General features: G+C 58.2%; 18 protein-coding genes. 17 read left to right on the top strand and 1 reads right to left on the bottom strand.

What is annotated here, in order from left to right; genetic code table 11:
* The first annotated feature begins 459 nt into the window (after positions 1-459).
* From dnaG to PSR62_RS11000, 11 genes are all read left to right on the top strand, one after another.
* On the top strand, positions 460-2703 hold the full coding sequence (gene dnaG, locus PSR62_RS11050) for a DNA primase (RefSeq protein WP_274407801.1): 2244 nt from the start codon (positions 460-462) through the stop codon (positions 2701-2703).
* 211 nt (positions 2704-2914) lie between these two features.
* A complete protein-coding gene (locus PSR62_RS11045; RefSeq protein ID WP_274407800.1) occupies positions 2915-4618 on the top strand; it encodes a sigma-70 family RNA polymerase sigma factor in 1704 nt (567 codons plus the stop codon).
* 394 nt (positions 4619-5012) lie between these two features.
* On the top strand, positions 5013-7400 hold the full coding sequence (gene ccoN, locus PSR62_RS11040) for a cytochrome-c oxidase, cbb3-type subunit I (protein WP_274407799.1): 2388 nt from the start codon (positions 5013-5015) through the stop codon (positions 7398-7400).
* A 61-nt stretch (positions 7401-7461) separates the two neighbouring features.
* Entirely contained in the window at positions 7462-7638 is a 177-nt protein-coding gene (locus tag PSR62_RS11035) for a hypothetical protein (protein ID WP_053061123.1), read from the top strand.
* On the top strand, positions 7635-8252 hold the full coding sequence (locus PSR62_RS11030) for a cbb3-type cytochrome c oxidase N-terminal domain-containing protein (protein WP_274407798.1): 618 nt from the start codon (positions 7635-7637) through the stop codon (positions 8250-8252). Before PSR62_RS11035 ends, PSR62_RS11030 begins: the two co-directional genes overlap by 4 nt.
* An 11-nt stretch (positions 8253-8263) precedes the next feature.
* Positions 8264-9781, top strand: a complete 1518-nt coding sequence (ccoG, locus tag PSR62_RS11025; protein ID WP_274407797.1) for a cytochrome c oxidase accessory protein CcoG — start codon at positions 8264-8266, stop codon at positions 9779-9781.
* 2 nt (positions 9782-9783) lie between these two features.
* Positions 9784-10317, top strand: coding sequence for a FixH family protein (locus PSR62_RS11020; protein WP_274407796.1), 534 nt, complete (start codon positions 9784-9786; stop codon positions 10315-10317).
* Between the two features lies 1 nt (position 10318).
* Positions 10319-11140 carry a sulfite exporter TauE/SafE family protein gene (locus PSR62_RS11015; protein ID WP_338020162.1) on the top strand — a complete coding sequence of 274 codons (822 nt, stop codon included), beginning with the start codon at positions 10319-10321 and terminating at the stop codon, positions 11138-11140.
* A gap of 9 nt (positions 11141-11149) precedes the next feature.
* The gene (locus PSR62_RS11010; protein WP_274407794.1) at positions 11150-13648 is read left to right on the top strand and encodes a heavy metal translocating P-type ATPase metal-binding domain-containing protein; all 2499 of its coding nucleotides are present in this window, start codon (positions 11150-11152) and stop codon (positions 13646-13648) included.
* Positions 13645-13863: a cbb3-type cytochrome oxidase assembly protein CcoS gene (gene ccoS, locus PSR62_RS11005; RefSeq protein ID WP_274407793.1), complete on the top strand. Its 219-nt coding sequence runs from the start codon at positions 13645-13647 to the stop codon at positions 13861-13863. The genes PSR62_RS11010 and ccoS overlap by 4 nt, the downstream gene beginning before the upstream one ends.
* A gap of 49 nt (positions 13864-13912) precedes the next feature.
* Positions 13913-14677, top strand: a complete 765-nt coding sequence (locus tag PSR62_RS11000; RefSeq protein WP_274407792.1) for an esterase/lipase family protein — start codon at positions 13913-13915, stop codon at positions 14675-14677.
* 14 nt (positions 14678-14691) lie between these two features.
* Here PSR62_RS11000 and PSR62_RS10995 read toward each other — a convergent pair whose 3' ends face one another.
* Complete coding sequence (locus PSR62_RS10995) at positions 14692-15849, bottom strand: hypothetical protein (RefSeq protein WP_274407791.1); 1158 nt, start codon at positions 15847-15849, stop codon at positions 14692-14694.
* A gap of 277 nt (positions 15850-16126) precedes the next feature.
* Here PSR62_RS10995 and PSR62_RS10990 point away from each other — a divergent pair, with 277 nt between their 5' ends.
* The 6 genes from PSR62_RS10990 to PSR62_RS10965 all read left to right on the top strand — a co-directional run bounded on the left by PSR62_RS10990 (position 16127) and on the right by PSR62_RS10965 (position 21908).
* Complete coding sequence (locus tag PSR62_RS10990; protein WP_274407790.1) at positions 16127-16537, top strand: calmodulin-binding protein; 411 nt, start codon at positions 16127-16129, stop codon at positions 16535-16537.
* Positions 16524-18020, top strand: coding sequence for a helix-turn-helix domain-containing protein (locus tag PSR62_RS10985; RefSeq protein WP_274407789.1), 1497 nt, complete (start codon positions 16524-16526; stop codon positions 18018-18020). Before PSR62_RS10990 ends, PSR62_RS10985 begins: the two co-directional genes overlap by 14 nt.
* A complete protein-coding gene (locus PSR62_RS10980) occupies positions 18017-18415 on the top strand; it encodes a hypothetical protein (protein WP_274407788.1) in 399 nt (132 codons plus the stop codon). Before PSR62_RS10985 ends, PSR62_RS10980 begins: the two co-directional genes overlap by 4 nt.
* Positions 18416-18437: 22 nt before the next feature.
* Positions 18438-19652 (top strand): GTPase, encoded by a 1215-nt coding sequence (locus PSR62_RS10975; protein WP_274407787.1) that lies wholly within the window; start codon positions 18438-18440, stop codon positions 19650-19652.
* Entirely contained in the window at positions 19649-20908 is a 1260-nt protein-coding gene (locus tag PSR62_RS10970; protein WP_274407786.1) for a class I SAM-dependent methyltransferase, read from the top strand. Before PSR62_RS10975 ends, PSR62_RS10970 begins: the two co-directional genes overlap by 4 nt.
* A 184-nt stretch (positions 20909-21092) precedes the next feature.
* On the top strand, positions 21093-21908 hold the full coding sequence (locus tag PSR62_RS10965) for a DUF4339 domain-containing protein (protein WP_274407785.1): 816 nt from the start codon (positions 21093-21095) through the stop codon (positions 21906-21908).
* The last annotated feature ends 33 nt before the right edge of the window (positions 21909-21941 follow it).

The raw sequence follows: 21941 nt of genomic DNA, 5'->3' as shown, positions 1-21941 counted from the left end.
CCCCGTTTGCCGTCCCGAACCAAAGTAGCCGAGAAGCGAGGTTCTTCCGATGCCCCTCTGCCTGAGAACGCTTGATCCCGGCGTTGGATGGCCCCGAGGCAAGAAAATTGAAAAGAGTTTGCCCCCTGCACTTTCGCCACAGATTGGTATTGACGTGTCCGTGAAACCCCAGCAAACTTCTCGCATGCTTGTAACGAAGCGGGCAGCCTGCCAATTGGGGAATTCCCCCCGCCGCGGCTGACACACTACGCTACAGGGATGTAACCGGATCGAAATTTGCCTCGGCACCTCGTCCTTCCCAGTTTGCCAAAGGGAACGTCGAACCGCCGGTCACTCAGGAAGAGTGGCGATCACTCCGCAGCCGCGGAGCCGGGTTGACCGTTCCACTGACCGCATCCAATTTGGGTCGGCAGCCGTTGACAAGCCAGCAAGGAAGATCTTGCTCGACTTGCCCGCCGCATGTCGTTTCTGAGGTGGATGCTCCCCGCGTTCGTGCTGGTTGAATTTGTCGCCAACGACACTTTGATCCGGCCTTTTGACAGGAGCGTTCGTTTGTCCTCTTCAACGGACTTCGACGTCAAAGAACGAGTTCGCGCCGCGACTGACATCGTCGATGTCATCGGGCATGATCTGGAATTGCGTCCGCAGGGCCGTCACTTCGTTGCCCGCTGCCCATTCCACAATGACGCACGTCCGTCGATGACGATCAACCAAGAACGGCAGTCTTGGAAATGCTGGGTCTGTGACATCGGCGGGGACGTCTTCAGCTTCGTCATGCAACGCGAAGGCGTGGACTTCCCGACCGCCCTGCGAAGCCTGGCCGAACGAGCCGGGATCGAAATCCCCGAATTCAATCGCGGCCCCAAAACTCAACCGGGCAGCCCCGACGACAAAGCCACCCTGATGAAGGCGGTGGACCTCGTCTGCCGGGCCTACTTCGACGAACTGGCCAGCGGAAAGTCTGACGACGCCAAAATGGCCCGCGACTACCTCGCCAGCCGCGGCATTGATGACAGCCATCGCGAACTATTCAAGATCGGCTTCGCCCCCGACTCCTGGGACTTCGCGGTCAACGTACTGAAACGAAACAAGTTCTCCGAAGCGGTGGCCCAAGCCGCTGGAGTCGCGATCGGCCGCGATGGCAAATCGGGTTGCTACGACCGTTTCCGTGGTCGGTTGATGTTCCCGATCGACAACGCTCAAGGCCATGCCATCTCGCTGGGCGGCCGAATCATCCCCGCGATTGCCAACCGCATCGCGGAAGCCAAGGGCGACGGATCCAACGGCGGTGCAAAGTACATCAATGGTCCCGAGACCATGTTGTTCCGCAAATCCAACGAACTCTACGGGCTGCACCTGGCTCGCGACGCAATGCGGGCCGCTGACGAAGTCCTCGTCATGGAGGGCTACACCGATGTCGTCGCCACTCGGATGGCGGGGATCGACCACAGTGTCGCCGTCCTGGGCACCGCCCTGACGGCGTCGCACATCCGCGTGCTCAAACGCTTTGTCAATCGAGTCGTGCTGGTTCTTGATGGCGATGAAGCTGGCAAACGCCGGGCTGAAGAAGTCCTGGAACTGTTCGTCACCGCCGACGCTGACCTGAGAATCCTGACGCTCCCCGATGGACTGGACCCGGCCGACTTCCTGGCCCAACAATCCGCTGCGAATTTGCTGGACATGGCAGGGAAAGCTCCCGATGCGATGGACCACAAACTGAACCGTTTGACCGAAGGCGTCGACGTCACTCGCGACACACACCGGGTCACGACTGCGATCGAAACGATGCTGAGCGTGCTGACCAAGACACCGGCCAAGAGCGACAAAACCGAACTGAAGATCGACCAGCTGCTGGTTCGCATGAGCCAAACGTTTGGGTTGCCCGTCGAGCGGCTGCAACGGCGTCTCGAAACGGTTCGCGAAGAATCCGCTGAACGCGAACGCAAGCAAGCTCGTTACCGCAAAGCCAACACCAGCAACGGCCCACCGAAATCAAAACCGAGCGGGGCCCCGGCGCCACAGAGACCGGCTGCCCGACCACCCGCCGCTGCGGCTCCCATGGACGACTTCGACCCGTTCGCGCAAGCAGCGATGGAAGACGCCGCCGCATTTGGAATCGACGAAGGCTTCGACGACTACAGCTCCTCGGCCCCAAGCGATTTTGGCGCGTCCCATCCTCAGCGTCCCAATGCCCAGCCTGGCCCGCAGCGGCCCAACCAGCACCATCCTGCCCCACCGCAAGCTCACGAACCAGAACAAGGCACCCCGATCACGGGCGTTGACCGCGAGCTGTTTGAGACCCTGATCGAGTCCCCCGAAGTCGCCGCGATGGCGGTCGAATCAATCGACCCGTCTTGGCTGTACTCCAACACCGCCAAGATGCTCCTGTCCGCCTACCAAGACCTGGATCTGCAAGGCCGCGACCTGGATGTCGACTCCGTGCTTGTCCTGCTCGAAAATGATTTTTTGAAAAATCAAATCATCAGTTTGCAAGAGCGAATCGAACAGCGAGCGGGACACGTTTTAGACGAGCCCCACCTACGATACACCGCGATCTTGACTCGATTTCGCGAACGTGAATTTGACGCTGAGAAGTCCCGTCAGATTGCAAAATTACAATCCGCATCCTTGCCCGAAGACGAAGAGCTCGCGATGCTGGAACAACTCTTTGCCGCCGAGCGAATCCGGCAAACGCCACGCTAAGACGAACCCACCAAGACCGCCACGAAAAGGAGCCACGACACCGGACCCAACGGAAGCGTTTCGCGATTCATGATGAATCGCATTTGAAAAGATTTCAAAACACGACACTCCAGTCATTGCTGAACTGAATCACGTGATTCAGGTTCCCGCAAACATCAGCGTGACTGAACGTTCCATGAAGGAACGTGACCCATAACAGGAGGTTTTTCCGATGCAATTGATGGACCAAGATCTTTCGCAACTCATCGCCCGCGGAACCAAGGATGGTTTCCTCACTTACGATGAAGTCAACGCATACCTGCCCGACGAAGACGTCAATCCAGAGAAGCTCAACTCACTCCTGTTGGCCCTGGAAAATCGCGGCATCCAACTGATCGAAGCCTCGGAAAAGAAGGCCCGCGACGCCGCCGCACGCCGCCCCACCCCCAATGTCCGCGGCTTGCGTCCGGCGGAACTGGGCGCGGACGAAGAGTCGCCCGAACAAGCCCTGGCAAACGAAGCCGCTTCCCAAAGCTTCTCATCGGCTGATCTGCCCAAAGCCAGCGAAGACCCCATTCGCATGTACCTCAGCCAAATGGCCGAGATCCCCTTGCTGTCTCGCGAAGAAGAGATCGCACTGGCGAAGAAAATCGAAATCACTCGCAAGCAATACCGTCGCTCGTTGCTGGAAACGGACTACGCCTTGCGAGCCACCGTCGACACATTGCAAAAGGTCCATGCGGGCGAACTCCCCTTCGACCGCACGATCAAAGTCTCGCTCACCGAGCGATTGACCAAAGAGCAAATCTCTCAGCGGATGCCGCACAACTTGCGAACGCTGAATGATCTGATCGCCAAGAACAAAACTGACTTCGAAATCCTGGTTCGCCGCAGTGCCTCGCCTCGACTGAAAGCCGAAGTCCGCAAGCAATTCCTGCGTCGCCGCCGCAAATGCTTGGAATTGGTGGAAGAACTTTCGCTGCGAAGCCGCCGGGTCACCCCACTGCTGCACCAACTCGAAAAGATCTCCGGCCGCATGACGTTCATTCGCGAGCGCTTGGTCGAACTGGGCAATGACGCGATGAGCCGTGACGAAGCGGCTGACCTGCGTCAAGAACTTCGCGAACTGATGCTGGTCACGCAAGAAAGCCCAACCAGCTTGCACAACCGAATGGCCAAGGTTCGCCGCCACTTCGACCAATACGAAACAACCAAGCGTGAACTCAGCGCCGGCAACCTTCGCCTGGTCGTATCGATCGCCAAAAAGTACCGCAACCGCGGACTGTCATTCCTGGACCTGATCCAAGAAGGCAACACCGGTTTGATGCGAGCGGTCGACAAATACGAGTACCGCCGCGGCTTCAAGTTCAGCACCTACGCAACTTGGTGGATTCGCCAAGCGATCACGCGGGCCATCGCTGACCAAGCTCGCACGATTCGAATCCCGGTTCACATGATCGACGTGCTCAGCAAACTTCGCCAAGCACAAAAGCGCCTGACGCAAACACTGCGTCGCGAACCCACCTACGAAGACATCGCCGAAGCGACCGACGTGCCGTTGGAAGAAGTCCGCCGCGTGATGGACATCGGACGCCACCCCGTCAGCCTCGACCGCCCGGTCGGAGAAGGCGAAGACAGCAGCTTCGGTGAATTTGTCCAAGACAGCGAAACCGACAATCCCGTTCGGATCGCCGCCAGCGGCATGCTTCGCAACAAGATCGATGAACTGCTGAAGACACTCACCTTCCGCGAACGAGAAATCATTCGTTTGCGTTACGGCCTCGTCGACGGATACAGCTACACCCTCGAAGAGTGCGGCCGGATCTTCAAAGTGACTCGGGAACGAGTGCGTCAGATCGAAGCCAAGGCCGTTGCGAAGATGCAGAGCCCTTCGCGTGCCGAACGCCTGTCGTCCTATCTTAAACCCGCTGCTTAACCAGCTTTCCCGCCCTTCACCAAGCGGGTCAATTGCATTCCTGAAAGCCTTTGGCGAAACGTCTTGCGAAAGACGAATTGTCAAAGGCTTTTTTGTTTGAATCGCTTGCCGGACAAATGAATCCCACACCCCCGATTTGGACTTTTGTGATACAAAGCTGCTGCAGCCCCATTCCCTTGCCCGGCGAAAGACCGTCCCCCGTGGACGGCGAATTCCGTGGCGTAATGTCGCGGAAACGATATTCTACAGGTGGCGGTATGGGTTTTTTCGACGAGTAAGTTTTTAATGGTAGCAGGTGACCATCACTGATCACCGGTGCCCTAGGCGATTGGCTGAGGGGTGTTGCCGCATTCGTGTTTGGATGCTGTTCAACTAAGGAAATCAGAGGATAGAAATGGCGACTGGTACGCCGACGAACGGTCCTGGTGACGCAGCCTTGTCATCGGACTCAGGCACAGAAGAAGTTCGGCTGGAACAGTTTCAATATGACGACGGCATTGTCCGTTTGTTTGCGACTGCCACGATCGTGTGGGGCATCGTCGCCACGCTGGTCGGCTTGATCGTCGCGGTGCTGCTGGTGCTTCCGTCGATCACAGGCGGTTTGCCTTGGTTCTCGTTTGCCCGCCTCCGCCCTCTGCACACCAACGCCGCCATCTTTGCTTTTGCCGGCAACGGAATCTTTGCCGCGGTGTACTACAGCACCCAGCGACTTTGCAAAGCTCGCATGTGGAGCGACGTGCTCAGCCGCATGCACTTCTGGGGCTGGCAACTTGTCATTGTTTCAGCAGCCATCACGCTGCCACTGGGAATCACCCAGAGCCGCGAGTACGCGGAACTGGAATGGCCGATCGATATCCTGATCGCCGTGGTGTGGTTGTTCATCTTTGGTGGCAACTTCCTGATGACGTTGATCAAACGACGCGAACGACACATGTACGTGGCGTTGTGGTTCTACATCGCCACGATTGTGACGGTCGCGCTGTTGCACGTGTTCAACAACCTGGTCATCCCCGCTGGTTGGTTCAAAGGCTACAGCATCTACGCTGGCGTCCAAGACGCATTCATGCAGTGGTGGTACGGCCACAACGCGGTTGCCTTCTTTTTGACGACACCGTTCCTCGGCTTGATGTACTACTTCTTGCCCAAGGCTGCGGAACGACCTGTGTTCAGTTACAAGCTGAGCATCATTCACTTCTGGTCCCTGGTTTTCATTTACATCTGGGCCGGTCCTCACCACCTGCATTACACCGCGCTGCCTGAATGGGCCAGCACGATTGGGATGCTGTTCAGCTTGATGCTCTGGATGCCCAGTTGGGGCGGCATGATCAATGGGTTGCTGACTCTGCGTGGTGCTTGGCACAAGGTCGCGGCCGACCCAGTGCTGAAGTTCTTCGTTGTTGGTGTCACGTTTTACGGGATGAGCACCTTTGAAGGCCCCATGCTGTCGATCAAGTCGATCAATGCCTTCACTCACTACACCGACTGGACCATCGCTCACGTGCACGCCGGAGCGCTCGGCTGGAACGGGTTCATGGTGTTCGGAATGCTGTACTGGATGCTGCCACGATTGTTCCAAACCAAGATGTGGAGCGAAAAGCTGGTCAGCCTGCACTTCTGGACCGGAACCATTGGGATTCTGCTCTACATCATCCCCATCTACGCCGCTGGTTTGATGCAGGGTTGGATGTGGCGAGCCATGGATGACACCGGCCACTTGATGTACCCCGACTTCATCGAAACGACTCAATCCATCGTCCCCTTGTGGTGGCTGCGAGTGGTCGGTGGCGTGCTGTATGTCAGCGGCATGCTGATGCTGGGCCTGAACGCGATGATGACCTGGATGGGACGTCCCGCCGAATACGAGAACCCGGTGCACACCGCGCCGCGTCTATCCAAAAGCTACGTGGATCACACGCCCACACCGACCAGCCCCATTGATGACGCGCCGGTTTTGGAACTGGGTAAAAAGGTCAGCATCTGGAGCCAGATGGGATGGCACCGCCGCTGGGAACGTTTGCCCGTTCGCTTCACGGTGTTCACAACCATCGCTGTCGTCGTGGCAACCTTGTTCGAGGTGATTCCGACGTTCCTGATCCGGTCCAACGTGCCGACCATTGCGACGGTCAAACCCTACACACCGCTGGAACTGGCGGGACGACACATCTTCGTCTCCGAAGGTTGCTACAACTGCCACTCCCAAATGATTCGTCCCATCGTTTCGGAAACGAAACGCTATGGCGAATACAGCAAACCGGGCGAGTTCATTTATGACCGACCATTCCAGTGGGGCAGCCGCCGTATCGGTCCTGACTTGGCTCGCGAAGGTGGAAAACAAAGCAGTTTTTGGCACTGGACCCACTTCGAGAATCCAGAAAATGTTTCGCCGGGCAGCGTGATGCCAGCCTATGGGCATTTGTTGACCGAAGACATGAATTACGACGCCATTGCCCCGCACGTGAAGGTCGCCGCCTACCTCGGCGCCGAATACACGGAAGAGGACCTGAACAACACGGCGGAAGTCGCTTACAAGCAAGCGGAATACATCGCCGCTGACATTGTCGCCCAAGGCGGACCGGCCAAGGCCTATGAAAAGCAAGCGATTGCTTTGATTGCTTACCTGCAACGGGTGGGTGTGGATTTGTTCGCGACGGAAGAACCTGCGGCGACAGAGGAGCCAGCTGCTCCTGAAGCTGTCGAAGGGGAAGAGGCGGAAACCACCGAAGAAGTCGCTGACGGGGACTTCACCCCGGAAGCAAGTTCGGAAGACGCTGCCGCGAAGTAGCCCGAAGGATTGATCAAAATGCGTTTCCAACGCTCCCCCAACACCCTCCAGTGAGAACGTCATGATCCGAGATCTTGTCAGTGCTCTCGACTATTCCATGTTTGCCGAATTGGCACTCGCTCTGTTCGTCGTCGCCTTTGCCACGATGACGTACGGAACACTTCGACTTTCTAAAAATGCATCTGATCGATTCGCTTCGATTCCTCTGAGCGACGATGTGGAGGACCCACGACCATGAGCCAAGTGCCAGAATACGACAACGCTCCGAAGACCGATCACGCCTACGACGGGATCGAAGAGTTTGACAATCCGTTGCCGGGTTGGTGGAAGTGGTTGTTCATCTCTTCCATCGTCTTCAGCCCGTTCTACTTCCTGTACTACCACAACGGGGTGTCTGGCCGTTCGGTGGAAGACCTGTATGGGGTCGCGCTGGCTGAGAACACTCGTTTGCAGTTTGAAGAAATTGGTGACCTGACGCCCGATCAAGCGACTCTGGTCGCCTACATGGAAAAACCCAACTGGGTTCGAGTCGGTCAATCGGTCTTCAAAGCCAACTGCATCTCTTGCCATGGTCGCGAAGGCGAAGGCCAAGTTGGTCCCAACCTGACGGACGACTATTTCAAGAACGTCAAAGAGATCGAAGACATCGCCAAAGTCATCAACAATGGTGCCGGTGGCGGAGCGATGCCAAAGTGGGCCGATCGATTGCATCCCAATGAGGTTGTTCTGGTTTCTGCCTATGTCGCCACTCTGCGTGGCAAGAACATCGAAAGCAGTCGTGGGCCAGAAGGCAAGACCATCCCACCTTGGCCCGAACCCGTTGAAGCCGCTCCCGAAACCCCCGAAGAATAAGCCTCAGTACAATGTCCACGCGAACCTCGTTGCCTCTGTTTTCGCCTTCACCTTGCAAGGTGTGTTACGCAGCGGATCGCGACGGGACATCTGGTGGAGGTGGTTCGTCTCAAGGCAGTGAATCGCTGCTCAAGCCAGAGGAACACGTGCTGAGCACGCTGGAAGCCGATGGCAGTCGCCGTTGGCTCCGGCCCAAACTCTCAATGGGCGAGTGGTGGAAACGCCGACGGGTCACCGCCTACATTTTGATGGTGGTCTTTGTTGCGATCCCGCATTTGCGGATCGGTGGCAAGCCTCTGATTTTGCTGGACATTGCCGCCCGTGAATTCACGGTGCTGGGCAAAACGTTCTATCCCACCGACACATTGGTGCTGGCGTTGTTCATGCTCAGCGTGTTCGTGAGCATTGTCCTGATCACCGCGATCACAGGACGAGCGTGGTGCGGCTGGGCCTGCCCGCAGACGGTCTACATGGAATTCCTGTTCCGTCCCATCGATCGTTTCTTTGATGGCACCGTGGGCAAAGGCGGAAAACCCGCCCGCGGAATCAGTCCGGTTTGGCAGATTGCACGCTTCGCCGTCTACCTTGTCCTCTGCATGTTTCTGGCTCACACGTTCTTGGCCTACTTTGTTGGCACCGAGAAACTCGCCCTGTGGGTTCGAAGTTCGCCGATCGATCACCCCTCCGCGTTCCTCGTGATGGCGGGCACCACCGGGTTGATGCTGTTTGACTTTCTATTTTTCAGAGAGCAAATGTGTTTGATCGCGTGCCCCTACGGACGTTTTCAATCCGTCATGCTCGATGAGCAATCCAAGATTGTCGCCTACGATCCAGCTCGCGGCGAACCTCGCATCAAGGGAAAGCGAACCCACGATGATGACCGCGGAATCGATCTTGTCCGCGGGAACGAGGCAGGTGACTGCGTGGATTGCCAACAATGTGTGGTTGTCTGTCCAACCGGAATCGACATTCGCGATGGCCTGCAAATGGAGTGCATCAACTGCACTCAGTGCATCGACGCTTGTGATGACGTGATGCACAAGGTGGGCAAACCAAAGGGCTTGATTCGCTACAGTTCGCAAGACGCGATCGCTCGCAAACCCAAGAAGCTGTTGCGTGCACGAACGATCATCTACCCGATCGTTTTGGTCGGCGTCTTCTCCGGTTTGGCCATGGCGATTTCCAGCAAAAGCGGGTTTGACGCGAGAATCCTTCGCGGGCGTGGAGCGCCGTATTCCCTGCTGGGTGCCAAGGAAGTTTCCAACGCCTTCAACTTGCGGTTGGTCAATCGGACTGAGATCCCTCAGACCTATGAACTGTCGACGGATCACTCGAGTATTCAAGTTGAGATCATTGACACAGACGCTCAACGACTCGAGCCCGCTGAATCCAAACTGCTGCCGATCCGATTGAACTTTCCTTCGTCGATGACCATGGGCGATGGAAACGAATCCATTGACCTGACGGTCAAGGATCAAAGCGGCAACGAACGCACTATCTCAATGAAGGTCCTGGGGCCACGCCGCTAATCATGTCATCGAATACCGATCCCACGCCATCCGTGGAAACGCAGCAGAAAGACGAGCGTCGTGCCAAGCGATTCTACATTTCCTTGGTGCTGTTGCTCTTCGCGATTCAGTCCACCATCCTCGGCACCGCGCTCAAACTGGCGATCGGTGATCCGGCCTTGGCGGTGGTTCCCGATTATCACCAAGCTGCTTTGAACTGGGACAAATCGCATCGTGCATCCCTGGCATCGGATCGCTTGGGATGGGAGGTCGATGTCATCGTCTCGAACATCTCCGACGCGAAAGGCCAACGCGCCATTTCGGTGGAGCTTCACAATCAACAGGGCGAGGCCTTGGACGATCTGAACGTCGAGGCAATGATTTATCGACATGCTGATGCGGCTGCTTTCCAAGCAATTGACTTGCCGAGCACAGGCGGCGGACGCTACCTGGGCATGGCATCCATGCCTCAGCATGGCCTTTGGCAAGTGGAAGTGAGCATTGGTGGAGCGGGAGAACCGATGACCCTGTCACGCACACTCGAACTGGAAAACTGAGATGTGGATGTTAGCCAGTGCCGTGGTCACGGCGAGTTTGTTAGGCAGCATGCACTGCGTTGGCATGTGCGGCCCGCTCGCGATTTGGGCCAGCGGTGCTGGTGAGAAACAACCCAAAGCAACCGTCGTCTGGTCCACCACGCTGTACCACCTGGGGCGTCTGCTGACGTACGTGTTGGCCGGATTGATCGCCGGCACCATTGGCAGCTTGGTCGAAATCGGTGGCGAGACACTTGGGATTCAACTGGCCGCCGCACGTGTCGTGGGCACGATCATGATGGCACTCGGCATTTGGAAACTGTGGCAGATTGTTTCCGTCAATCGATCCGCCGCCCAACCGATCACGCCCTCCCGCATTGGCGGTGCCCTGGTTCGCTTACGCCCCCTCATTTTTCAGTTGCCCGTCGCTGGCCGAGCCCTCGCAATTGGGATGTTGACGACACTGCTCCCCTGTGGATGGCTGTACCTGTTTGCACTGGTCGCCGCGGGAACGGGTCAAACGCTCAATGGTGGTTTGGTGATGGCAGCGTTCTGGTTGGGCACGGTCCCGGCCCTCACCGCCTTGATCGCCGGCACCCAATCGTTGTCGCGTCGATTCACTAAGTTCATCCCCGCCGCGGCCGCCGCGACGCTGATCATCACCGGTGGGTACACCGCATCGGGCCGAGGATTTGCAGACTTGCAATCGCTGACGGACATCCGCGCCAACGTGGACCTGGATTTGGACGGGTCCAACTCGCAACAAACGCTCTCGGAGTTGACCGCGACTCCGCTGCCATGTTGCTGCGCCGAAGGCATTCCCTGCGAATCGCCTGAAGAGTGATCGCACGTCATGGCTTCGAAACTGGACGCGTCAAAGGACGCAGCGTCGTCGTCGATCGACGTGACACTGCCTTGCATCCATTGCGGTGAGCCGACCGATGTGCATCGCGACACGGATCCGCAGACCGTTTTCTGCTGCCATGGATGCCGAGGCGCCTACGAGTTGATTCACGGCTGGGGCCTCGAGAATTACTACGGCCTGCGAGATCAGCTAGCAGGTGGCGGTCAACCAATCGATCGCGTCGGGCACTCGTCCTCCGAAGAGACCCTGCACGAACGATACACCGTCTTTGATCGAGCTGATTACCTGGGAGCATCCCAACCCATCGAGCAGTCCGATGGGACGATGCTGTGCGAATTGGCCGTGCATGGGCTGCACTGCGCTGCCTGTGCCTGGCTGATTGAAAACGTTGCCACGCGAACGCCGGGTTGGCTGGACGCGCGGGTCAAGATGAGCGAACACACCATGCGGGTCGTGTTTGATCCCAAGCTCATTTCGCTCAGCCGAATCGCTCAACCACTTGATCGACTGGGCTACGAACTGTCGCCACTTCCTGAACACCGCGAAGATCACTTTCGCCAGGAAAATCATCGGCTGCTGATTCAGATCGCCTTCGCTGGCTTCTGCGCCGCCAATGCGATGTGGATTGCCATCGCGCTGTACGCAGGAGAGGCGTCCGATGTGGAAGCCTCCCACTGGTCGTTTCTGAGGTGGACCGGGACGGGACTGGGACTGGCAGCGGTGTTGTTGCCCGGACGCACCTTTTTTCAAGGTGCCTGGGCATCGATCAAAACCCGAACGCCGCACATGGACCTGCCCGTCGCACTCGGGCTGTCCGTTGGCACCCTGGCGGGAGTGATCGCTGCGGTCACAGGGCAGGGCGAGTCCTACTTCGATTCGTTGGCGGTGTTGGTGTTCCTGCTGCTGATCGGACGCTGGATTCAATTTCACCAGCAGCATCGGGCCGCCAAGGCAGTCGATTTGCTGCTGCGGATCACACCGCGTCACGCCCATCGGATCCTGCAGAACGACCAAACGGAACTTGTCCTCGTCGACAACCTGCGGCCCGACGACTCGGTTCGCGTGATGGCAGGGCAGAGCGTTCCCGTGGACGGGACCGTTCTGGCTGGGCAATCATCAATCGATCAATCGCTGCTGACCGGAGAGAGCCTCCCTGTCTCGGTCCAAGTCGGTGAATCGGTTTCTGCGGGAACGGTCAACTTGCAAAGTCCGCTGGACATCCAGGTCACGTCCGTCGGCCGCGAAAGTCGCATCGGCCAGGTCATGCAATCGGTCGAAGAAGCCGCCTCGCAAAAGACACCCATCGTTCAACTGGCGGATTCCATTGGTGGCTACTTCGTGGTCATCGTCACACTGCTAGCTGGCATCACGTTCTTCGTGTGGCTGAGTGATGGATTTGGGCCCGCGGCATCCCATGCGACTTCGCTGCTCATCGTTGCTTGCCCCTGTGCGTTGGCTCTGGCGACGCCACTTGCCATTGCGGTTGCACTGGGAAGGGCAGCGAAACGAAAGATTTTGATTCGAGATGGTTCTTCACTGCAAACACTGGCCTCCGTGGGAACGATTTGGTTCGATAAAACCGGCACGTTGACCGAAGGCAAACCGCGAGCGGAATTTATGGAAGGCGATGCATCTGCGATCGCTCACGCCGCCGCGATCGAACGCAGTTGCGAGCATCCGATCGCGATTGCCATTCAACGCGAAGCCAGTCGGCGTGACCTGGACATTCCAACCCACGCACAGCTTGACCAAGTGCATGTGGGGGGGGTCTCCGGCGAGAGCGATGGGCATCGAATTTTGGTGGGCAGCCTATCATTCATGCAACAACACCATGTTGCGCTCAGCGATTCCATTTTGGCAGCGTGCGAACATTGCACCAATCAATCGGCCAGCCCCAGTGTGATTGCGATCGATGACATCGCGACCTGCGTGCTCGCCATCAGCGATCCGCTGAAACCCAACGTCGCTGGCTTTCTGGGATCGCTTCGGGACCGCGGCTGGCAGGTCGGGATCCTTTCGGGTGATCACCCCCAGATTGTCGCTCACGTCGCCCAACAATTGGGAGTGGATGCTTCTCACGCGCTGGGAGGTTTGTCGCCGGAAGCCAAACTGAAACACGTCCGAGATCATTCCCAAGGATCGACGGTGATGGTCGGCGACGGCGCGAACGATGCCGCGGCGCTGGCCGCAGCGGATGTTGGAATTGCGGTTCGTGGAGGTGCGGAGGTCAGCCTTCAGGCCGCACCGATCTACGTTGCCTCCGACAGCATGATCGCAATCGACGACTTGATTCGTGCCTCTCGACGGACACAGGCCTTGATTTACACGGCGTTCACTGCCTCCCTCAGCTACAATGTGATTGCGGTTGCCCTCGCGATGACGGGGCGAATCAGTCCACTCGTCGCGGCGGTTTTGATGCCGATCAGTTCGGTCACGGTGCTTGCCCTCACGCTGGCGTGGCCCATTTTTCGCGAGAAAAAAACATGAGTGTTCTCTTCATTGCGCTGCCATTGGCACTGCTGCTTGGCGCTGGGGGAATGTTTGCGTGCATTATGTGCATCCGGGGCGGTCAGTACGACGACCTGGAATCACCCGCTGTCCGAATCCTGATTGATGAGGACAGTCCGCCCAGGGCTCGCCAAGCAAGCGAACCAAGTGCCGACCAAGCTACCGATCCACCCCAAACCTCCCAGGGTCGTTAGCCCTGAATTTTGAGCAAAATTTGGCGAGGGCGTGACCGATAACACGCTTATGGATCGGCACACCCTCAAAATTGCAAACGGCAAGAACCACGTCCACCACGACATGGTGATCGCGACGCATGGCTTTTTGTCCAGCGGTCAAAGTCTGGACCCCATCGCGGATCTTTTGACAACGGCTGGCTATGAATGTGCGGTGTGGGAATACCCCAGCCTGCGAGGCTCGATCCTGTCACACGCCAGCCGACTGGTGGGATTGATTCAGGCAGCGATGGCTCGACCGGACATCCGCCGAATCCACTTTGTCGCGCACAGCATGGGCGGCATCATTGTGCGTGCTGCGATCGCGCAGTCTCGAATGGAAACGCTCGCCAAAAATCAGTGCGGGCGATTGCTGATGCTGGCGCCACCGAACAAGGGATCCTGGCTCACGCGGCTTCCGCTGGGCCCCTTTGCCAGTCAATTCCCGCAACTCGTCGAACTGTCCGAGAAAGAGGACAGCCTGGTCAATCGGCTGCCTCGCCTTCAGCGATTCGACGTGGGCGTGATCGCGGCCCAGAACGACTGGATCGTTTCTCAGACTGCGACTCACTTGGACGGGCAAAGGGACCATGCCGTGGTTCCAACCTCGCACCAGCGATTGGTTCAGCATCCTCAGGCGATTGAGATGACGCTTCGATTCTTGGAACGCGGGCAATTGCACGAAAGCGATGCTCACGAAACGGCCGGACCGACGATCCCGTTCCAGCCTTTGTCCCATGCCCATGACACCACTGTCACCGAGCACTCTGCATCGAACGGTCGCCGAGCGGCCTGAGACAGGTCAACGGGTCACTGCGCGACGGGTTTCACGTTCGCAGATGGTTTGGGAACGGCAAAGAAAGTGTTGGCCCGGCGCACGCTATCGGGATCCACTTTCTCGAGCTCTTTGATGGCCTCAGCGGCCTCAGGTTTCGGACACGCTCGCAAGTAATTCACAGCGGGAACCCGAACCCAATTGTTCTCAGCGTCCGCGTCCAGGAACAATTGCTTGATCCGAGCGATTTGGCTCCAGTCGTTCCAACGAGCCAAATCGGGAATCACCAAGTCCGCCAAATCGGGTCGTTCGAGAATGTGGTGCAGCGAGGGAACCAAGGCACTGCGAGCGATCACCCCACCTTCACTGCCGTGAAACCGCAGCGCCATGATGGCCGCATAGGTGTCCGCGTAAGAGGCTTGCTGGTTCTCCAGGAACAGCTCATCGATGACGGACAAGCCTTTCTCTCCCCCCAAGGTCAGGTAGCAGGCGATCAAAGCATCGAGCCCTGACCGCGAGCTCTTTTGAGTGCTTCTCAGCATTGATTCCAGCATCGGCAGGTCTTCTTCGCCGCCGCAGATGCCCAGCAACGTCAAGTACATGCGTTTGCGTTCGGGGGACATCTCGGGGTCTTGGATCCAACTGACCAAAGCGTCGTGATCCAAAGCGGATTCGATCTTTCTGATTTCTTCATACGGTGTGGTGGCGAACTCGTCGTACGCATCCCGCGACAACATCGAGTCTTCGTCTTGCAGGTAGTCGTAATAGAACAACAGCCGCTCGGACGGCTCTTTGTCGGCCAACTGGGTGATGCTTTCCAGGTACTTTTCGCTTTTGGGGTTCAGTGGCAGGCAAGACCACTGCATGTCCCGGGGATCGACCCCGCTGAGCATGAACCGGCGTCCCTTGGCCACATCACCAAAGTAAACCGCGGTGACGGTTTGGCCGACTTCCACGTGCTCGCCGCCTTTGAGCACGGTCTCGATTCGCATCTTGACCTCTCCGGTGTCGGCATTGCGTGTCAGATCGCTCTGCAACGCCGTTGCGACAACCACCGCGTCCATCACCTCCATCTCCTGCCGGAGCGTTTGCGACACGGCACTGCAAAACGGGCAAGCGGACGCGAGCGGACCGGTCAACAGCGTTCCGAGCACCATCATGCCAACGAGGACACGAGTTTTCAGAGTGGTCATGAATTCACAACAGGTGGGTGGGTGACGGGAGGGAAATCGAGGACGTTCCGTGTCCGAGATGAACCAGAGTCTACGCTCCAGATTGGACGGTGTTCAAACCGCTCCAGATCAAAATTCTAACATCTGGACCGACAATCGGAAACGAAACGACTCATCCTGATCGGTGGGTTGTGCCGATAACTCCGATGAAACCGGTGTGGACCACTCCACGCGGGAAAACCACGTGATCAAAAGATCCATCGCCAAACGCGATTCATACCCGGGGGGGAATGTCGGAATGTACCAACGAGCTACCATTTTGGCCGCAGCAGCGGCTGTTTTCTTTGTAGGCTTTGCCTGCGATTCGCCTCAAGCTGCAGCCCAGGGGCATGGTGCCCCCGTGGCGATGGGAGCCGGTGGAACCCTTCCCAACGGGATGGGACAAATGGGCTACCAAGGCCAGCGTGCCTATGGTCAAAGCTGGGGCTCATCCGCCGCCAACACCGATTGGAACCGGATGTACCACTACCCCTACGTCTACTACCCCCAGAACTTTTGGGGCCAAGACTACTACAAAAGCAGCGATAGCTTGTACCATCGCTACCCCACGGAAATGAGAATTCCCGTCTACAATAAGAGCTGGCACAACTACTACCCCAGCAATCGCCGGTTCCACAAAGGACACCACTTCATTCTTGACACGTTCTAGTCGACCGTCCCGCCCCAAATCGCTCATCAAACAGCTCGATGCATCCACCGCTCGCGTGTGGATCATCGACGCTGCCGGTGAGCTGATTCATTTTTCGCCGGCACTGGCGGAATGGCTGGGGAAATCCAACGAGACCGCTGACTCACAAGCAGTCCAGACACTGCCGGAACACTGGGTCGACGCACTCCGCCCCGACCCATCGATTCGCTTTCGCAGTCACCAGACGCGACGGATCACGCTGATCCAAGCGGGGAACCACTCTCCGCATCGGGGCGAAGGTTCTGGCTCTCGTTCAGAGGAAGCCCTCACCGCGGTCGCTCACTGGGTTTCGCTCGGCACCAGCGGCTACACCCTGGGCTGCCTGGGCGAATTCCTCCGCGACAGCGACGTGCCGCTCGCGGATTGGCTTGGCGAAGGCGGTCTGCGTCAGGAGTCTCAGCTTCGCGAATTGATTGCGAAGCACCGTTCGTCCAACGCCCGCACCGCGGACATTTTGTTGGCCGGCGAATCTGACGCCGCCGAACTGCTCCGTCGGCGCGTGACCGCCGCGACCTCCATGCGTTGCCACTTGGGTTTGTTCACGAACACCAACGCCAGCAGTCGTGAGCTCGCACTGTGGCTTCATGACGCATCGACCCCCGATGAATCACTGACCATCGTCGACGGTGCCTTGATGGATGCGGAACTGCTGGAAGCCTATGCGGCACCCGCGATCCATTCAATCAACCGCAGCGAGTCAGGTCGCGGTGACGCCACGTTGTTGATTGAACGCTTGGACGAAATGCCCGACGACGCTCAGTTGAAACTGACTCAGTGGGTGGAAGTGTTTGGTGATCACCTCCGTCTGATCGGTTTGCTGGATCCAGCTCGAGTCATGGAGACTCAGAGCAAAACCAATCCAACCGTCGATCCTTTGGACGCACAAATTGCCGAACTGACTCACGTGCCTCAGGCGGTCACCGGCATCGCCAAACCGCTTCTGAATCTGATGTGCGCGATGCCAATCACGATCCCTCGCTTGCAGGATCGCCGCGAGGACATCCCGGCCCTGGCGTTGGCATTGCTTCACGAGGCCCATCGATCGAATCAGTCGCGAAAGCAAAGCACGAAGAGGGAGCTGCCACGCCTGGGACGCGATGCATTGGATGCGTTGACACTTTACCCTTGGCCCAACGATTTTGACGAACTGGCCGAAGCCATGACATCGGCCCTTGGTCGTGTCGTAGGAGATCGGATCGGTCGCGAACACTTGCCGTTGGTCATTCGCTCCTATCGCGTCGGTCCCAACCTGAGCTCCGAAAAGAAATCGGAACCCGACAACAACGACAGCAACTTCCGAATCCATTCGCTGGACGAAGCCGTTCAGAAATACGAACGCGAGTTGATCGACCGAGCGATGAACGCGGCCGAAGGCAACAAAGCCGAAGCGGCTCGCCGACTCGGAATCAGCCGTGCACGGTTGCTCCGGAAACTCGACGGATGATCGCCGTGGAAACCAAACTTTGGATCACCGGTCCCGAGTCCGAACGTTGGTTCGATGCGGTGAGCGTGATGTGGGCCGCCGATTTCCATCCGGAGCGTTTTGCCTCGCTCCGTGAACTGCCACTCCGCAAACGGAATCTCCGCACCCAACCGACTCCGATCGCCGAAGTTGTCCTCTGGGCTGGTGTCCCAACGGGGATCCTGGAGTTGACCCAATGGCTCGGCTCGCCCGCGGCGCACGCGAGGCATCGCCTTTACATCGCGGCAGGTCAATGGTCCGATGCGGAACGTTCGGTTCTCCAGCGATTCGGCGTTCGCTTGACCGTTGCTGAACTCACCGACCTGATCGCCATCCAACCCATCGTGCGAGATTGGTCCCTCCGCCTTTCCCAATGACAGACAAATCCCACTCGCATCCATGACATCCAACTGCGACACCCTAGCCACTCGACTGACGGGCGTTGGTCGGTCCGCCGTCGCGGTGATCGGTCTGCGAGGCCCGCTCGCGGCACAGTGCGTGAACGATTGTTTTGTTCCCGCCTCCAACGCTCAGCCAACGATGTTGGCCGGTCAGGTTCGCTACGGAACCTGGAAAAGCAGCGACGGCGTCCCGGGGGAATCGATTGTTTTGACCCCGATGTCCGATGACAGTTTTGAAATCCATGGCCACGGCGGTGAAGCCGCTGTCAGCGCAATCCTAGCTTCGCTGAACGACCGAGGTGTTGCCACGGTGGATGACTCGCGTTGGCGTCAAAACGAATCCATCATGGTGACCGAAGCAGAATGCGTCTTGCAGAGATGCGTGACCGGGCAGCAAGCCGCGATTGCACTGGATCAAATTCGAGGAGCGTTGAGGCAGTGGTGCGAGCATTGGATCAACTGCCTGGAATCCGCGAGTTCCGCGCACGAGTCACCAGCACAACAAACGGCCTTGCTCGATCAACTTCGCCAAGCAGCACTGACCGTGTGCTCCCGCGGCGAAAAGGGAGTTCGTTTGATCGAACCGCGTCGGTTGGTTCTTGCGGGTCCACCCAACGTCGGCAAAAGCAGTTTGATGAATCAGATCGTCGGCTTTCGACGCAGCATCACGCACGACGCCGCTGGCACGACGCGAGACGTCTTGCAGTGCGACACGGTGATCGCGGGTGTTCCTGTTCGGCTCAGTGATACCGCGGGCATTCGCGAAACGGCGCACTTGACCGAGTCTGGGGCATCGATCGAGCGAGAAGGCATTCGCCGCGCTTCACTCGCGATCGAGACCGCTGACCTGCTGCTGATCGTGTGCCAACCTTCGACCTGGGATCAACTGGCCAAATTTCGAAGCGAGCTCCCGATCTCGGATCAAACGCACGTCTTGGAAGTGTTGAACAAAGCGGACCTGCTGACGGAAAACGAAACATCGGCCACCACAATGATCGAGCATCAAACCATCGCCAGCGATGACGACAACCCTGGGGTCGCGAAGCTGATGGAAACGCTGGCCAGCCATCTGTTGTCGACTCTTCCGCCCCGTCATTCGCCCGTGCCAATCTGCCAGCGACAACTCGATGGCATCCGGCAACTGTGTCAATCCAACTCGTTGGAAGCTGCGAATGCAACGTTGAAACAATTGCTGACAGGAGTCGCCCAGTGACCACTTCGCCCATTGAGCTGGAAGTCACGGACAAATTGCGTGAAGCAATGCGAGACTGCATCGCCGATCGCTTGCATTCGCCGGTGATGCAAACGCTGCCCAGTGGAACCAAGGCGGTTCTGAAGGATATCGCTGGATTGCAGACCCGCGCCACAGCAACCCTCGGCCCACCGCTTCGCGAAGGGGAATCTTGGTGGGTGAATCGACGAGCGATCCAGCAATCCACCACGTCGCAGGTCGCGAAATTCAAAGCGAACTGGTTCGGCGATCAACCGGTGACGGACATCTGCTGTGGAATCGGAGGCGACCTGATCGCCTTGGCGCGTCGCGGTCCCGCCACCGGCATCGACGCCAGCGAATCCATCCTGTCCTTCACTGCAGCCAACTTGTGCACCGCAAACGTGAAGGCTGAGTTGCGTTGCCTCGACGTGATGGAATCGGAACCAGCCGATATTGTGAACGGATCGAAATGGCTTCACATCGATCCTGATCGGCGCGTCGACAATCAACGCCACGTTCAACCCGACGCCTGGTTGCCAACTTGGGAACGCACCGAGGAACTCCTCAATCAAGTCCAAGGCGGTTTGGTGAAAATGGCGCCGGCAACAACACTTGAATCGTCCATCGCCGAGGCCTGTCATCTGATGTGGATTTCTTCCGGCGGAAGCGTTCGTGAACAAACTGCCATTTGGGGCACCCTCCCAACGCCACCCGCCGTTTCAGTGGACGGTGCCACCTGGAAGGTTGGCGGACGAACGGCCGTCGTCCTGAAGCATGACACGATCCAGTGCTACGCTGCCCAATCGGGTGACTGGGCAGTCCCCGCCTCGGTCGCTTCGGCGGCCGAGAGTTGGATGATTGATCCGGACGGAGCCATCCGAGCGGCAGGCTTGACCGACCACTTCGCTCGATCTCACCATGCTCAAGCACTGGGTGGACCGTCAGGTTTCTTGACCGCGGCTTGGACCGCTCCCGAGGGTGATCCATCAACTCCACAGGCAAGTTGCCAGCATCTCGCCGTCGTCGCCCGCATTCGCGACCGGCTGTCTTGCGACGACCGAGCACTGCGACGGTACTTCCGAAAAGCGAAAGCCTATCCAGAGGTCATCAAGGTTCGGGGCGTCGACATCGACCCCGCCAAACTAGGGAAGAAACTTCGCGAGTGTGGCGAGACTCCCTTGGCGCTGTGGATCGGGCGAAACGGCAAGAAAACCTACGCCGTCGTGACAGAACTGCCCACGCCCCCCCCTTCTTGAAGATGCCCTGCCATTCTCCTCAACCTCCCGCTTGGAGGGCGAAGAGACCAGAAGGTGACACGCTCAACCACGGATCGGTGATCCGACCGTTCGCACGAGCAATCGGGTTTCAATTATAGTGGGGCGGTTGAGTTCCTCTGGTCTCAGCTTCGCTCTTCTTCTTCTCGATTCGGACCACGATTCTATGGGCGTTCGTTTTGCTTGCCATGCCTGTGGGAAGCGACTGAACATCAAGACAGAACTTGCCGGACGTCAGGGCGTTTGCCCCGCGTGCTCGGTGCGGTTTCGCATTCCCACACAAGATCAGCCCCAGTCGATCGCGGTCGATGAAGACTCCTCGGGAAGTCATCCCCCAGCCACGTCGGACTCTGACAGGATGGCGGATGTCCTGGAATCCTCGGAGCAGGATCCCGGAGTCGACGCAGCCGATTCATCCACCGCGCATGGCTCTTTCTCCGCATCGGCTGCCGGCGGATCAACCACGATCGAACGCCCCAAGACCCAAGCAACCGCCTCCGAGAAGACCTCCACTCCCGCCGAATCGGCTCCCTCCAGCCCCGATGCAATCCTCGGTGACTCCACCGCGGTCTGGTACGTTCGTCCGCCAAGTGGCGGCCAGTACGGCCCTGCGGATGGCCCGACGATGAAGCAGTGGATCACGGAAGGCCGCATTGCCGATGCCGCAATGCTGTGGCGTGACGGTTGGCCCGATTGGAAGTCGGCTGGCGAAATCCTGCGTCAGCTCAAACAAAAGGGTCCCGTCATCGAGAGCACCCCGTCCCCCAAAGCCATTCTGGCGACACCAGGCAACGCGCACTTGGTCGACGGAAAGTTGGTGGACGCCCCCGCAAATCGCGACAAGGTTGCCATTCTCAATCGAGGCGGCCCGCTTGATTCCAGCAAACGCAAACGATCGCGAAAACGAATTGCCGCGACCGTCGCGTTGGTGCTGATGTTGGTGCTGTTGGTCGCGGCCTTGGCGTTCGTCGTTTTGCGTTGACGACCGTTCAAGCTTGGCGACGTCCTGCGAGCC

Origin of the sequence: Rhodopirellula sp. P2 (assembly GCF_028768465.1) — a bacterium.
Taxonomy (GTDB): Bacteria; Planctomycetota; Planctomycetia; order Pirellulales; family Pirellulaceae; genus Rhodopirellula.
The sequence above is the reverse complement of the archived record's forward strand: the minus strand, read 5'-3'. Positions and strand labels throughout refer to the sequence as shown.